The sequence below is a fragment of the Serratia sp. JUb9 genome, from assembly GCF_014298095.1.
In the GTDB taxonomy this organism is placed as follows: domain Bacteria; phylum Pseudomonadota; class Gammaproteobacteria; order Enterobacterales; family Enterobacteriaceae; genus Serratia_B; species Serratia_B rhizosphaerae.
In genome coordinates this window covers 819,255-834,243 of sequence record NZ_CP060416.1, presented here as the reverse complement: position 1 = coordinate 834,243, position 14,989 = coordinate 819,255, and the positions used below count along the sequence as shown (strand labels likewise).

Sequence of the window (14,989 nt, the reverse complement as noted above, 5' to 3'; positions counted from 1 at the left end):
GGTTTCATCTATGAGCAAAGGCTATTTGATTAATAATGTCCTCGAATTCTGGCCAGAAGAACACTCTTTGGTCTCACGAGGTGCAGAACGCAAGACAATTTCAATCAATGTACCTGCAAGCCGGTGTTTTTTGTTACTCCTTGAAAGAAGAAGCGATCTTGTTCCACAGCATGATTTTTTCAACTTTGTATGGGGTGATGCGGGTGATACCGTCCCGCCGAATACGCTGTATCAGAACATATCCATACTAAGGAGAGGGTTAAAGGCTATCATTGAACAGCCTGTCGATTTGGTGGTGACCGTGCCTAAGCAGGGATTTAAGCTAAATGAAGGGGCTGAAGTTGTTGAGATAGATAGTGTTAATAAAGCTGTGCCAAATGCAATACTGCCGTTGGAAGATAAAGAATCAACGGCAAATAAGTCTTCACCACAACTAAATGAAGCGCCCCTTCCTGCTGTCACCATACGGGAGGGAAATTTACGTAGATGGTACGCCATGCTCGCACTATTGCTATTAGCGATCACCGCCGCACATTACTACCTGCTGACGCGGGAAAAAGATTTTACGCCCTACTTTAATTCTTACACTGCGCTTAAAAATAGTGGACAGTGTCATATCTATGTTAATAACGATGCTGAAGATTACACTATCCATCAGAAAGCGCTGCAAATGATTAATCTGAACTGTCGTCTTTACCCCTATGTTTACGTCACCGCTTACCAGTTCATTCCAGTTGTTTCACTGATTACCTGTAATAAGCCATTCGATGAACGGAAAAAGACGTTACGCTGTGCTTCGTATAATTTGCGTGGGGTCTATTCCTCATGAAAAAGACCGTCATTTATATCGTTAGCCTGGTCGCGTTGTTCTCTGCGAGTAATGTGGCGATGCGCACTATTGAAGTTAAAAATGATAACCAGTTCAGTTGTACCGCTCGCTATACTACTCAGATGAATGACGTACAGATAAATTCAATCATTCGCTTTATATTTAATAATGGTGACGGTATCGCTACCCTTGAGGGCAGTATGATTGATGGTCCTGGCCCGCTAAAAACCGTTAGCAGGAAGGTTCTGTTTAAATACGACAGAGAAAATACCAGCTATTTTCTAACGACCACGAATGCCAGCGTCCAGTTGGATGATGAAAGTAATACCGACGAAATGAAAAAAAACGTTCCTGACTTTTACCTTATAAAAGACGCCACAATAAATTTCGGCATCTATCCGCTGAAGCAAAACAGTTACTTATTTACCTCACGCGAAATCCCTTCTTTTTACTGTACAAAGTAACGGGCTCAATAGGTGATCCTAATAACCTGCATATCCTGGGACTGAAGGTTAAGACTGGAGCTTTCCCCTGATTCTTCTGCGAGACGATCGTGGAGCTACTCAATTGTTGGCATAAAAATCTGGTTACGCCAGGTTGTAAATTTGTCCAAATCGAACTCAGTTTCATGCTCTTCCGGGGTAAGCGCCCCATGTAGGACGTAGGGGCAGTCCAGGGGAAGGGTTTGCTCAGGTCCTGATAACACTTCAACCCTCTTATTATTCTGACTGGTTGGATTTGACCCTATATATCCAGACACTTTTTCTCTCTTACGGTTGCGATAACTTCCTGCGTATATATTCTCGTGGTGAGCGATACCCCAGCGCACTGTGCGGGTGATATTCGTTGTAATGACTAAACGCCACCGCCAGATTCATCACTGCTGCCTGGCCGTCCGGTTTTGGCATGATGCTGATATAGTCCCGCTTTATCGTTTTCACGAAGCTTTCCGCTATCCCGTTGCTTTCCGGGCTACGGACTGCTGTTGTGCACGGCTCCAGTCCCAACATCCGGGCGAAGGCCCGCGTTTCATGCGCCCTGTACGCGGAACCGTTATCCGTCAGCCATTCCAGCAACTCTGTGGGTAGCTGCTTTCCGAAGCGTTTTTCCACCGCACCCAACATCACATCCTGCACCGTTTCTTTGTCATAGCCTCCGGTGCTTGCTGCCCAGTTAATGATCTCCCTGTCGCAGCAGTCCTGGGCGAAGGTCACCCGCAGCTTTTCGCCATTGTCACAGCGGAACTCAAAACCATCTGAGCACCAGCGCCGGTTGCTCTCAGCCACTGCCACCCGCCCTTTATGGGCCCGCTTTCGGAGATGGTCAGCAGGTTTACGCTCAAGAAGCAGGTGGTGGGTGCGCATAATGCGATACACCCGTTTTGCGTTAACCACTGGCAGACCATTCCGCTCTGACTCCCGTCGCAGCAGCGCCCACACACGGCGATAACCATACGTCGGCAACTCAGCCAGCGCCGTGCTTATTCGGGATAACACGGCGGTATCGTCAAAATGGGATTGCCGTCTGCGATCCTGCCAGTCAGATGGCCGGTGAACCCTGAGGCTCAGTTGCGCACGCGACACGCCAATACTCCGGCAGACGTCGGTTAGTCGTCGTCCCCGGGCAACAAGGGCGCATGCGCAATCCATTTTTTTGCCCGGCCGAACTCCACGGCCTCTTTAAGTATTTCTGCTTCCATCGTCTTTTTACCCAGAAGACGCTGAAGTTCGCGGATTTGCTTATTGGCAGCAGCAAGTTCAGATACGGGTACGACCTCTTCGCCTGAGGCCACAGCGGTCAGAGAGCCTTCTTCATACTGTTTTCGCTATTTGAAGATCTGATTGGCATTGATGCCATGCAGGCGAGCGACATGAGACACGGTCATACCGGGCTCCATAGTCTGCTGAATAATGGCAATTTTTTCCTGCGGAGTACGACGCCGACGCCGCTCAGGTCCTGATAACACTTCAACCCTCTTATTATTCTGACTGGTATTAAACATAGTTCTAAGACTACCTCTTATTTTAAGAGAGGCGAAGTGTCTGGTTATCTATGTAATGGTCAACTAAAACCGGACACGGATTTAGGCACATTGTTGTAATCGGCGTTCATATTCATTCGGCGATATATTTCCCAGCCGGTAATGCCGACGCTTCAGATTATAAAAACTGTCGATATAATCGATAACGTCTGCAATACCCTGACTTCGGATTTCATAGCGACGGTAGTTAACTCTCTCTGCTTTCAGGCTGCGGAAAAACCTCTCCGTAACGGCATTATCCAGACAGTTGCCCTTGCGGCTCATACTGCCCGTCACATCAAGTTCTTGCTGGCAGGACTGGAACTGAGTACTGGTATATTGCGCCCCTTGATCGCTATGGAACACCACAGACCCTGTTGGTCGTCGTTTATTTACTGCCAACCTTAAGGCCCGGACGGTCAAGTCGCTGTCCGGTTTGTCTGAGAAGGCCCAACTCACTATTTTTCTTGAACATAAGTCCATGACGATAGCCAGATATAACCAACCCTGAGCGGTACGCAGATAGGTAATATCACCTGACCACCAGGTATTCAATATCTCTGGATTAAACTGTCTATTCAACAGATTAGCGGCAACGACAACAGGTTTTCCACCGCGTGGATAGCGATGGCGCCCGGGGCGTTTAGCTACCAGTAATAAGGTTTTCATTATCTGCCGAACGCGGTATCTGCCCACGTTAAAACCTTGTTCTCGTAACTCGATGCACATACGCCGGCTGCCATATGTGGCATCCATTTCAGCGTGAACATGCTTAGCCGCCGCGTACAACATCAGAACATCGGGCTTGAGCATTGGCCGACGACTACGGGCATAAAACACGCTGCGCGTGAGCGACAAGCAGCGGCATACTTGTTGGATATTTGCACCGGCCTTCTTCAATTTTACCGCGACTTTTTGTCGTTGTTCATTTCCATGGCGAAGAAGGCCGAAGCTTTTTTTAACAGGTCATTGTCGCTCTGCAACTGCCGTACCTGCTTTTCAAGTTCTTGTATTCGCCGTTGTTCCGGTGTTATAGCACTGGCTATCGGTGTGTTCCCGCGGATCTCTCCGCGATACTGCCGTAGCCAGCGTTGTAATGTTGAAAGGCCAATATTCATTGTTTCAGCAGCCTGAGTCACCGGGTACTTATGCTGAAGAACCAGATTGACGCACTCTTGTTTGAACTCATGAGTAAATGATTTTTTTCGCATTCTCACCTCGTTAGCGTTGCTCATTATATCTCTAACAACGTGTCCGGAATGATTAGACCATTACAATGCGCTTAACTGACGTACTTTTACGAGAAGCTAACTTCCCATATTCAAACCAATTCAATAAGGAAGTCACATGCCTTTAGCCTTGAATCATGTCTTTGAGATTATGCAATTTGCGGCCTCAAAGCCAAGTACAGCGAGGGAGGTGCGAGGGATATTGACTCACGCATATAAGAGTTCGCTGAAGCAATTCACCCTGTTTTCAGGATTTGTCTCGATGGGGGTACTGGGTCACATTGAAGATGGTATTTACAAGGGGCACACCATAGTGCGGGAACATCACCGGAAGATTCAGAGAAGCCTGACTGCCTACATTAAGGAACGCATGGATGGTGCACCATGGGACTACACCGAGTTTGAAGAGCGCGTTAAATACCTTTCAGAGGTGCATCTCACCAGTGTTGCCGAAAACTTTGCACTCAATCGTAAGGGCGCGACCTATAGTAGCGTAGGTATTGAACTGTTGCGTTGGGATTGCCTAACTCTCACACAGCAGGCATTACTTCATAAACATGTCTTGCATGGTCATGTTGGGAATGCCTCCGAGTTTAAACCTATACCAAATGAAAGCCATGAGCCAATAATCTGAAACACTATATTTTCCTTCAGAGCAATCAGCATACTCTTGAAGATATGGACCACTATCCTTAGGAATTCTAAATAGCTGCGCGGAATAGTAGATCACTTTGAGGGAACTCAGTCCGGATTGTGCGATCTGATCAATCGCTGAATATCCCAAATCACTAACCGGACTGAGCGATGCCGATCATAGCACCTATTCCCCGTGACGAACGACGCCTGATGCAGAAAGCAATCCATAAAACGCACGATAAAAATTATGCCCGCAGGCTGACTGCCATGCTGATGCTACATCGGGGTGACCGCGTCATCGACGTTGCCAGAACGCTCTGCTGTGCCCGTTCCTCCGTCGGACGCTGGATTAACTGGTTCACGCAGTCAGGTGTTGAAGGCCTCAAATCACTCCCCGCAGGGCGTTCCCGTCGCTGGCCTTTTGAGCATATCTGCACGTTATTACGTGAGTTGATAAAACACACTCCCGGTGATTTTGGCTATCAGCGTTCACGCTGGAGTACCGAATTGCTGGCAATAAAAATCAATGAGATAACCGGATGTCAGTTACATGCCGGGACCCTTCGCCGCTGGCTGCCATCGGCCGGGATGGTATGGCGCAGGGCCGCGCCAACTCTGCGTATCCGTGACCCGCATAAGGATGAAAAGATGGCGGCAATCCACAAAGCACTGGACGAATGCAGCGCAGAGCATCCGGTATTTTATGAAGATGAGGTGGATATCCATCTTAATCCCAAAATCGGTGCGGACTGGCAGCTACGCGGGCAGCAAAAACGCGTGGTGACGCCGGGACAGAACGAAAAATACTATCTGGCCGGAGCACTGCACTGCGGCACGGGCAAAGTCAGCTACGTGGGCGGCAACAGCAAAAGTTCGGCGCTGTTCATCAGCCTGCTGAAGCGGCTTAAAGCGACGTACCGGCGGGCGAAAACCATCACGCTGATCGTGGACAACTACATTATCCACAAAAGCCGGGAAACCCAGCGCTGGCTGAAGGAGAACCCGAAGTTCAGGGTGATTTATCAGCCGGTTTACTCGCCGTGGGTGAATCACGTTGAGCGGTTATGGCAGGCGTTGCACAACACGATAACGCGCAACCATCAATGCCGTTCAATGTGGCAACTGCTGAAAAAGGTACGGCATTTTATGGAAACCGCCAGCCCATTCCCCGGAGGAAAACATGGCCTGGCAAAAGTGGAGCGGTATTAGGCGCAGCTATTTAGGATGCCTTAGGTGTTTTTCCTGATTCATCATCAATAAGTTGATCTAAGAACCCCACCTCTACTATCATTCCTCAAGGCACACTGCTGGCAGAACCAGAAACATCCCCCCATCTACGGACTCAAGATGGATTTCATCACCAGATCTGTAAACGCTTAGCAGCCAGCAACTCAGTCAATCTGACTGGGAATCCCTGCCAGCGATAAAAAAACAGCTATTCGGTATGTATCATGGTGCATCAAGAACACTTTCGGGTAAGTGCTTGACGTGTCTGCTCACTAATGGCATCGGTAAGTTCATAACGCCGCCGATATACAGCACGTTTTTTACTCGGCACATCGCCTAACCTTTTCCTGATGATATTAATAGGTATCGAATAATAACCATGGCTGTCTATATTTCCGCCAGACATTTCCCAGAAGGAGTCATAATCAGCATGCAAATGTTTACCCCTGTTTTTATACCTGACAGCCTGGTATACATGAAGTTTATTGGATACTGCGAAAATTTTATCCACGCTGAGCAGACTGGCAACCTGAATTAGAGACTCCAGAACAAGCCTCTTTGGGAACAAACCATACAGATTTTTTGTTGCCTGCTGGACAAGTTCTTGAGCGTTGTCATTATTAGGCCCCTGTAACCCACCTATAATTACAGACCTTTTGTTATCGCGTAAGCAAAGCACAAACGTGATTTCCGCCAGCATTTGTCCGGAACCGTCTCTCAGAATGATGCTGGCTTCCCCTTCTCGATCCAGCCTACATGTCGAAACAAACTGAAGGATAAATAGTTGATCATCTTTCCCCATAAACTGACACAAGCAGAGTCCGTCGAGCGACAGATGGCTCTTGAACGCTTCAACATCCAGGAAAGAGGTCAGCATGCTGTAATGGTAAAGGATGGCTTGCATCCTTTCTCCACTGGATAAGGCTGCGCTTACATACGGGCGGTGGATCCGACAGGGTAACCGGGGCTGATTTTGCAAAAGCTCATAATAAAGCGGATGACTCGTAAGAAGACTCAGTAACTGATAAGTTTTCACCGGCATAAGCAGAGAACGAGAAAAAAATTTAAATCGAAAGTGAGGAGAGTTCCAGAACCGGTGCGGCTGCAGATTACCGATAGATAAGGCCATGTAAAGTCCAAGCGGTGATTCAGGAAGTGAAACTGCTGTACGATTGTTTGAAATGTGAGACATTATGATATTCCGAAGCTAGCGCCTTCTACTTCATCAATACTGCAAAAAATAAATTCAGGTGTTCGTGCAGAATCAATGAGGTGAAATCGTATTTTATGATTACAGGGCACACTAGCGTGAAATAATCAATAACTGGTCAATACAACATCAATATTCAGCCAACAAAAGACACCAGATAATAAATTGATCAATGAATGAAAAACATGATTAAACATCTGAAATAATTAAGGTAACAGTGACAGATTACGATCTGCATCCTACAGACCAATCGCTGGAAAGCACTCACCAGGCCAACCCCGGCCGAACATTTTCAGGTTAGCACCCTCCTAAAACTCTGAAGCTGGGTGCCCCGAATCGGGCGTGGTCGATGGATTTTGTTATGAAGGCACACTCATTGGAGACAAGTTATCCGGTTGATCCACTATCATTCACCGGGTCCGGATCGCCTTCAATGATTAAGACATGTTTCACAGACTCACATTGATTAAACATTGATAAACCCTTGTCGATTTCTTTATTATTTGTGGCGATACTTCCGGAGTTGTTAACAAGCATAATTCACTCTAGGAGCTCGTATGAAGGGGATAAAAAGGACACTATCGGTGATATTGTTTTTGCCATTTGTAACTTATGCATCATCTGTCAAAAATAAACATGAGATAACCGTTGGAATAGGAACACAGTATGCACCTACGTATATTGGAGCCGATAAATATGACGTGACAAACGCACCTTATTTTGAATGGACCAACGGGAGCTGGTTCGTGAGCTCAGAAAAAGGTATTGGGATTACTCATTCCTTTGATAATGGTTTATACTTGGGGCAGGCATTGGGGTATACATGGGGTCGAACAACTGATGGTGATTCGTGGTTACAGTCTGGCTCCGACCACCTAAAAGGAATGGGGAAAATAAACACAGCATTAAACTCAACAACAACTCTCGGTTGGTGGATGACTCCCTGGATTGGCGTTGAAGGAACCATTATCGCCCCCCTGACTGAAAGCCAAGGAGTTAATTACAACATAGGTGTTAATGCTGTTTTATTTAATGATGACAGCAACACGCTAACAGCCAGTGGCGTCATGCATTATGGCGACGCTCGTTATAATAACACCTGGTTTGGTGTTAATGAGAAGCAAAGCCGAAATTCAGAGTTCAAGAGTTTTAACTCTACAGGGGGCTTATACAGTGTCGATTATAGTATTAACTGGCAACACTTATTTAATGAAAACTGGTCTGGTTACGCGGCTCTACACTATACTACACTGGCTAACCATGTGAGGCACAGCCCCATCGTGCAGAAGGATGATTATTTCACTTTCACAATAGGTGCATTTTATTCTTTCTAATATGATAAAAGTATTTACGTAACTTTTTGTAACGTCGCAGCCCCGTGAGAGCTGCGACTTTTTTCACTACTCAATCAATATCGTTTTTAAAATACACTTGTTTAATATAACGTCCTCGTCCGTCTCCATGCCCTAAATCCATCGAGACCAATGCATTTGCTTCATCTCTGCTCATGCCATTTTTGATATGATGTGTTACAGCATCCCTTGCATAAGCATATCGCAAGCTGTGGGGGGCATCTTTTCCAGTCATTCCTGCGTCACGCACGATATTTCTGTATCGTTCTATCGCCGTATGCAGAGACGGCTTATCAATCAGTTTCCCTCTATTCTCACCACAATGTTTTATCGCTTTATCCAAAATAGCCAAAATCTTCTCACGATTAAACACTGTTGTTTCCCTAGCGCGTCCCCCTTTTGTCCCGAAAATCACCTTAACCCTATCGTTGCCATTCAAGATGGCTTGCTTCCAGGTTTTTAGTGATTTGGCGGACTGGACTGTTTCTTCTGTTCTCAAACCCAGGTAACGAGACAATTGTACGCCAATTGCTACACCCTCATCTTTTTTAAAAGCATAGCTAACAATTGCAGCCAACTTATCATCCGGAAGTGGTGTTTTAGTTCCGTCGCGGCTTGCCCCTGAGATGCCTAATGCCTGGTTACTCAATTTATCATGCGAAGGATCAGCGAGTTTATTCCGTCCTGCAACTGACATAATCGAACGGACAGCTGCCATTTCATTTTGGAGTGTACGCTTTGATATATCCTCAGCCATACGACTACCAATATACTTTTCGATATGAGACGTCTTAACGTGTTTTACATCACGGATTTGGATATTCAATTTCGCAAGACGTTCAGAAAAACGCTCTGCTATTCTCGAACGGTCTGCAACAGTTTTAAAACTACCCCGCCCTTGGCGGGCGAGTGTAACCAGCTGCTTGCTGAGTTTTGACATAACGGTTCCTCCCACGGGATACACACCCCTCTGCTTTCCACAAAGCAGACGGATCTGTATCCCGATAATTTCAACCCCGACGACACGGTTACTTTTGCGCTTCCTGCGTCTCGACTGGCATCTGTGCATCGGGGCGGCGAAATGTTGAGTTATTTCAAGGCTCCCCAGGTCTCTGACCTGTTCGCGGCTTTCGCCGGCCTGACGTTAGTCAGTCTGCCTCCACACACTACTGTTCGTAGTGTCGCCATCGATACCGAGTCGATTTCCTCCTTTTAGATAGTGAAACGTTCAAAACGGTGTTTTCCGTTGTAATTACGTTGAAGTGAATGAGTGTTTAAAACCGTACTGACACGGACTACGTATTGGTCAGATAGTAATAAAACGTTGAAAGCCACGTCGTACGTGGGTTGAGACGTTATGCGCTACGCGCGTCACTTGGTAGTGTCTTCGCCACTTCACAAGTGACGCGCGCTCCTCTGATCCTAATGAGACTCACGTAAGCGGCCAAATGTACCAAATGGCCTTATACGTGCGTTCAAAAGTCGCATCGTCAGCAACACGTCGTAAAAGATAAAAGAATCAAAACGTTGAAGCGTAAAACCTCGCCGTGGCGAGCTTTATCGCTGAAAGACGTAATACATACGTTATTGGTAAAAGGAACCGTACCAGGGCTGGCACGGTTGAGTCGTTAATGAACCTTCATCACAGTCGTGATCTCCGTTCTCAAAGGGTAAACGGAGGTACCGCCACATGGGCATCCTCTTCCAGGCTACGAGGATATTGTGACCACCCGAAGGCGTTTCTCACAGGTCACATGAAACATTGGATGGCACTCACCCGAAGGCGTCTCTCACAGAGTGCTGAGACATTGGATGGTCGTCCGAGGACGACGATACAACACGGATAAGGTAAGCGATCCTCCCGACCATAGTCAATTATATTTACCGCTAAGCTTTCCCTACTTATTTATGCCAGTGTATGATTATCGTGACTGTAGATACTTTGTTAATATCAAAAGCGCACTATTAATCGGAGTGATAATGTCTGACTTAGAACAAATCGATAAAAAAACCTTAAATCTTAAATTAACAGAATTAGAAAAGACCATTCAGGAACTGCAAGAAATAGGAACAAAAGAAAAAAAGAAGAAAGAAAACGTAAAAAGATAGCTGAGATTCTAGATGCAACCATGAAGGTAATGCAAATCGTTACATTTCTCGCGGCAATTTACGGCTCATGGATGTTGTTTTCATTTGCGAAAGAGAACAACATAAAATACACAGATTTAGTTGGATCAAGCTTTATCATTTCATTTGGTGCTTTAAGTGCAGCGGCAATACTCTCAATCGCATTATTCCCTTCACTCATAGTTATACTCAGTCATGTAAACTCAAAGAACAATTACAAAACCTTAGTTTTTCACTCTAGATTCACCATAGTAAAAAACAACAAACTAAAAACATTACTCGCGTACAACCTAATTATATCTTTATGGCCATTTATTCACATTCTGTCAAAAGAACATCACGCACTTATTCTTACACTACTCTACCCACCTTTAATACACTTAGTTCTATCCGTACTATTAAACAAAAATCCAATAAGTATTATCAAACCATCAGCAATTCAAATAATGACATTAACCATGGAGGTTATACTAGCGCTTATATCTATTATTTTCTTGTCGTCATTCATAAAAAGCATATACAGTGAAATAAACGATGGAGTGTTGAGCTTAATATTCTCCATTGTTTTTTTCCTTCTTAAACACCCCGGGTTATCAACAGACAATAAAAAGGCAAAAGTAACAACGGTAATCATAGTATTCCTATTATCGGCTGAAGCGTTCTTTATGTTCTCATTCCCGTTTTCGAGTAATATAGGAAACACAATTGCAAAGTCCATTGACTTAAAGTTAGGTGAGAAATGCTTCCTAGCCAATAAAGAGCTCACAAATAAAATCCCAGTAGAATATATAAATAACGTAACATTAGATGATAAATTAGCGAAATTAAATGTGGGAACAAATGTTGGAGACATATATTACCTTATCAAAGACAAGGAAGACAAACCATCAATAAGACTTGAGGGACTACATTTAACCATGAAAAACTGCCCATCTAAAAAATCTAGAGAGGTACAATAATCAACACCTGAATAACTTCATGCTGGGGCAGTGTAAGTACACCCATCTGTCCAGAATTTTCCCTGCAAATTCAGAACCATGATACCTATTAAGTGCATCCAGCTAGCGTTTAAGTCAGCTCTTTTTTGCCAGCACGTCCTGCAGCATCGCCTTGTCGAGGCTCAGATCGGCAACCAACCTCTTCAGCCGCAGATTTTCCTCTTCCAGTTGCCGCATGTGTTTGAGTTCAGAAGGGGAAATTCCGCCGTATTTCTTACGCCAGGTATAAAACGTGGCATCGGAGATACCCAGCTTGCGGCAGACATCCGGCACGGACGTACCCAGCTCAGCCTGCTTCAGGGCAAAGACTATCTGCTCTTCGGTGAATCGTGACTTTTTCATCGGCACCACCTCCGTTCAGGGGAGTCATTATCATGCCGGAATTCTGTTTCTGAATGGAGCAGGATTTTGGGTCAGGGTCAAAGCCGGGCATGGTGGTATGGATACCGCCTGATACCCTGTATTAGGGGTGTCGATATCACCGTGCGGTATATCTCTCCCGAACTTTGCCGCACCGTCACCCCACATATCAAGCTGATTGGCGCTTCTATGCTGATCTCAGCGTTGTGCGAACGGCTGGCCGATACCACGCTGTCGCGCTGTTCTGGCTGCAAGACTGGCACCGGGCGTTCCAGCTGTGGTTTGTGCTTAGCGTGGCGATTTTCATGATTGATTCGCTGGCGGAAAAGCGTTGGCGCGATCCTGCCACCACTGCATTGGCGCAGCTGCTGCTAGGGCAGAATGGTTGGGCGGAAAACGCTGACCAGCTGCACAAGGCGGTGATCGCACAGATGGCATGCACAGCGCTGATACTGCTGGTGATGCTGTTGCACAGCCAGTTACGCATCAACCTGTGGGCGCTGTCACTATGGCCGTGGATTAGCTAACCCGTCAACTGGCCAACCGGGTTAAAATGCGTAGGAAAGACCCACACCGGTATAGTGATATTTGCCGTTGCTGCCCGCATCGTCAGCGGTGCCGTGATGACGCTGCAGTTCATAGGCATACTCCAGGCTCAGCGCAATGCCCTGCGGCAACGTCAGTTCCAGCGACAGGCCGATGCGGGTGTCGGTTTCACCGTCGTTGCGCTGTAGTTCAACGTTATAGTAATCGGTGTCCAGCGAGTGCCGCAGATAAGGGGTCACGGTCAGTGGCGTGTGCCACAGCGATAGCGTCAACGGAACATACAGGCGCAGCTCCTGCTGAGAGAATTCCGCTAGCCGATCGCTGCCGCTATTCCAGCCGCGATCGATATAATAATTGAGTTTGAAGCTGAGCAGGTCGTTGACCTGGTAGCCAAACCCGGTTTCGCCTTCCAGTTCCTTGTCGGTCAGCGCGTTCTGCCTTATATGATTGATATATTGATACAGCGCCAGCCAGCCGCTAAAGTGGGTCTGGTCGCCAAGCCGGATTTCCCAGTCGGGTTGCACGGTATAGCGCTGCGTCTGGTAGCGGGTTATGCCGTCTTGCTGTTTATATTGCCACCGATAATGACGTACGCCGGCCATCAGACCAAGGTCGTAGACGGCATGGCTGACGATCAGATAGCGTAAATTGATCTCGTACTGATTAAACCAGTCGCTACGTCCCTGAGTACCGTAATAGTGTGCGCCATTATGATTCTCTTGATAAAAAGAACCATAGATACTCCAGTTGCCGCGCGCCGCCTCAAGGTACAGGGTGGGCTCCCAAAATCCTTTATTATCCGATTGGCCTTCGACGTTTTCCGTTTCAATCAACAGGCCGGTGGTTATATGCCAGGTTTTTTCTGCGACTGACGACGTTGCCGGGGCGGCAAGCAGCGGCGGCTGGTCATGTTTGCTGTCGGCGTGTTCAGCGTCAGCCTGCTGGGCGCAGGTGGTGCCGGCCCATACGAGCAGGCTCGAGGCGAGGACCTTTATCTGGTTCATCATTATTCTCGTCAGCTAGCGAGGCGGTTTATTATTGTCGAGGTTGCAGGCAGCAGCGTACGTGCGCCTGGGCTGTGTCTATCGAGCCGCAGCAAGCGACGTTTGGCGTGGCCACACACCACATCGTGGACCCGCAGTTGGGGCCCACGATGTGCGCGGTTTACCAGCCGCTGCGGATAACCAGCATTTTGGCCTCGTGCGATTGCACTTCGCTGCTGTAACTGTCGGTCACGGTTGCCACATCGCGGTGTGCCCACAGATCGCGCACCAGCGTTTTTTTCCAGGGCAGATCCAAATCCTGGTGGAGATTGAGGGTCATGGTGGCGGTCTGTCCCGAACGGTTGAGCAACGCTACCGCCCAGGAGCCGTCGGCGAGTGGTTTGGCAAAGATCTGCTGATCGCCGTTATTGACATAACGTTTGGCTTGCAACCCCAGTGGATCCTGATTCAGCGCAATGATTTCCTTGTTTTTCAAGGTAACCATATCCGCGGCGTTCAGATCGTCGAGGCTGGCGCCAATCAGTAGCGGTGAACTGAGGATCGCCCACATGCTGAAGTGGGTGCGGTATTCGGTGTCTGACGCGCCGGTGCCGACCAGCTCTTTTGAATGGCCATGCAGCCCGATGACCAGCATGTCGTAGTCGTTCCAATGCCCTTTGCCGCTGTAGGCTTCCAGGCCAACGCCACGGTCGATCATATCCAGCACGTCAAAGTAGTAACCTTCGCGGTTGCCCGGATAATTGAAGTCGTCGCTGATGTCTTGACCGATGCGCCACTGGTTTGCGCCAACGCTGTTACCCCATTGCCAAATGTTCTGCCAGCCGCAGTGGCAGGCATGATAGACAATCGGCCGGCCGGTAGCCTGCAGCGCCTTGGACATATCGCCAAACACCGTTTTTAGCACCGCCTGACTCGCCTGTTGGTGACTGCAGCAGGAGTCGTATTTCAAATGGTCGACCCCCCATGAGGCGAACATGGCGGCATCCTGCTTTTCATGCCCTTCGGAACCGACGTAGCCTGCGCAGGTGGAATTCCCCGGCCCGCTGTAAATGCCCAGTTTCATGCCCTTTTGGTGAGCGTAGTCGGCGAGGTATTTAATACCACGTGGAAACTTTTTTTCGTCATAGGTTAATGGATGGTCGGCGCGCGAGCCTTTATATTTTTGCCAGCCGTCATCAATATTGACATAAATATAACCGGCGTCGCGCAAACCACTGGCAACCATTTTATCGATGGTGTCTATAATAATTTTTTCATTGATTCTGTCGCCATAATAGTTCCAGCTTGACCAACCCATCGGCGGCGTTTGCGCCAGCGTGGTTACCCGTTCGGCGGCATCCTCGGCGCTGGTGGGCTCTGCAGTTGCGGCATGCACGGCGCCGCTGAGTAATATGGAACAGAGGACGGGAAGTAAGCGTTTCATTAATTAAAGGCTCCGGTAAGATAACGGG

General features: G+C 47.5%; 14 protein-coding genes and 2 pseudogenes. 8 read left to right on the top strand and 8 right to left on the bottom strand.

The window, feature by feature from the left end; translation table 11 throughout:
• The first annotated feature begins 10 nt into the window (after window positions 1-10).
• Both HF675_RS03950 and HF675_RS03945 read left to right on the top strand, forming a co-directional pair.
• Window positions 11-829, top strand: coding sequence for a winged helix-turn-helix domain-containing protein (locus HF675_RS03950; RefSeq protein ID WP_004958696.1), 819 nt, complete (start codon window positions 11-13; stop codon window positions 827-829).
• Window positions 826-1,293 carry a hypothetical protein gene (locus tag HF675_RS03945; RefSeq protein ID WP_187044090.1) on the top strand — a complete coding sequence of 156 codons (468 nt, stop codon included), beginning with the start codon at window positions 826-828 and terminating at the stop codon, window positions 1,291-1,293. The genes HF675_RS03950 and HF675_RS03945 overlap by 4 nt, the downstream gene beginning before the upstream one ends.
• 306 nt (window positions 1,294-1,599) lie before the next feature.
• Here HF675_RS03945 and HF675_RS03940 read toward each other — a convergent pair.
• From HF675_RS03940 to HF675_RS03930, 3 genes and pseudogenes are all read right to left on the bottom strand, one after another.
• Window positions 1,600-2,831: pseudogene (locus HF675_RS03940) on the bottom strand (IS3 family transposase).
• Between the two features lie 81 nt (window positions 2,832-2,912).
• Window positions 2,913-3,749, bottom strand: a complete 837-nt coding sequence (locus HF675_RS03935; protein WP_232251606.1) for an IS3 family transposase — start codon at window positions 3,747-3,749, stop codon at window positions 2,913-2,915.
• A gap of 2 nt (window positions 3,750-3,751) precedes the next feature.
• Complete coding sequence (locus HF675_RS03930; RefSeq protein ID WP_071825605.1) at window positions 3,752-4,084, bottom strand: transposase; 333 nt, start codon at window positions 4,082-4,084, stop codon at window positions 3,752-3,754.
• 112 nt (window positions 4,085-4,196) lie between these two features.
• Here HF675_RS03930 and HF675_RS03925 point away from each other — a divergent pair, with 112 nt between their 5' ends.
• Both HF675_RS03925 and HF675_RS03920 read left to right on the top strand, forming a co-directional pair.
• Window positions 4,197-4,712, top strand: coding sequence for a hypothetical protein (locus HF675_RS03925; protein ID WP_187044089.1), 516 nt, complete (start codon window positions 4,197-4,199; stop codon window positions 4,710-4,712).
• 170 nt (window positions 4,713-4,882) lie between these two features.
• Window positions 4,883-5,923, top strand: coding sequence for an IS630 family transposase (locus tag HF675_RS03920; protein ID WP_004966524.1), 1,041 nt, complete (start codon window positions 4,883-4,885; stop codon window positions 5,921-5,923).
• Window positions 5,924-6,173: 250 nt separating this feature from the next.
• Here HF675_RS03920 and HF675_RS03915 read toward each other — a convergent pair whose 3' ends face one another.
• A complete protein-coding gene (locus HF675_RS03915) occupies window positions 6,174-7,070 on the bottom strand; it encodes a VirK/YbjX family protein (protein ID WP_227745734.1) in 897 nt (298 codons plus the stop codon).
• A 638-nt stretch (window positions 7,071-7,708) separates the two neighbouring features.
• On the opposite strand from HF675_RS03915, the gene HF675_RS03910 reads away from it, so the two are divergent.
• The gene (locus HF675_RS03910) at window positions 7,709-8,485 is read left to right on the top strand and encodes a MipA/OmpV family protein (protein ID WP_004958667.1); all 777 of its coding nucleotides are present in this window, start codon (window positions 7,709-7,711) and stop codon (window positions 8,483-8,485) included.
• A 70-nt stretch (window positions 8,486-8,555) separates the two neighbouring features.
• On the opposite strand, the gene HF675_RS03905 is transcribed toward HF675_RS03910, so the two are convergent.
• Window positions 8,556-9,443 carry an integrase domain-containing protein gene (locus tag HF675_RS03905; protein WP_039991738.1) on the bottom strand — a complete coding sequence of 296 codons (888 nt, stop codon included), beginning with the start codon at window positions 9,441-9,443 and terminating at the stop codon, window positions 8,556-8,558.
• A gap of 1,040 nt (window positions 9,444-10,483) precedes the next feature.
• Between HF675_RS03905 and HF675_RS23755 the strand changes: the two genes are divergently transcribed.
• Window positions 10,484-10,612, top strand: coding sequence for a hypothetical protein (locus HF675_RS23755; protein ID WP_255427331.1), 129 nt, complete (start codon window positions 10,484-10,486; stop codon window positions 10,610-10,612).
• A gap of 20 nt (window positions 10,613-10,632) precedes the next feature.
• Window positions 10,633-11,589 carry a hypothetical protein gene (locus HF675_RS03900; RefSeq protein ID WP_187044088.1) on the top strand — a complete coding sequence of 319 codons (957 nt, stop codon included), beginning with the start codon at window positions 10,633-10,635 and terminating at the stop codon, window positions 11,587-11,589.
• A gap of 117 nt (window positions 11,590-11,706) precedes the next feature.
• Here HF675_RS03900 and HF675_RS03895 read toward each other — a convergent pair.
• A pseudogene (locus tag HF675_RS03895) lies at window positions 11,707-11,970 on the bottom strand (IS3 family transposase); the annotation flags it as partial.
• Window positions 11,971-12,194: 224 nt separating this feature from the next.
• On the opposite strand from HF675_RS03895, the gene HF675_RS03890 reads away from it, so the two are divergent.
• A complete protein-coding gene (locus HF675_RS03890) occupies window positions 12,195-12,515 on the top strand; it encodes a hypothetical protein (protein WP_187044087.1) in 321 nt (106 codons plus the stop codon).
• A 21-nt stretch (window positions 12,516-12,536) separates the two neighbouring features.
• Here the strand turns inward: HF675_RS03890 and HF675_RS03885 are convergent, their stop codons facing one another.
• Together HF675_RS03885 and HF675_RS03880 are read right to left on the bottom strand one after the other, a co-directional pair.
• Entirely contained in the window at window positions 12,537-13,541 is a 1,005-nt protein-coding gene (locus HF675_RS03885) for an OmpG family monomeric porin (RefSeq protein ID WP_187044086.1), read from the bottom strand.
• 157 nt (window positions 13,542-13,698) lie between these two features.
• Window positions 13,699-14,961: a glycoside hydrolase family 27 protein gene (locus HF675_RS03880; protein WP_187044085.1), complete on the bottom strand. Its 1,263-nt coding sequence runs from the start codon at window positions 14,959-14,961 to the stop codon at window positions 13,699-13,701.
• Between the last annotated feature and the right edge of the window lie 28 nt (window positions 14,962-14,989).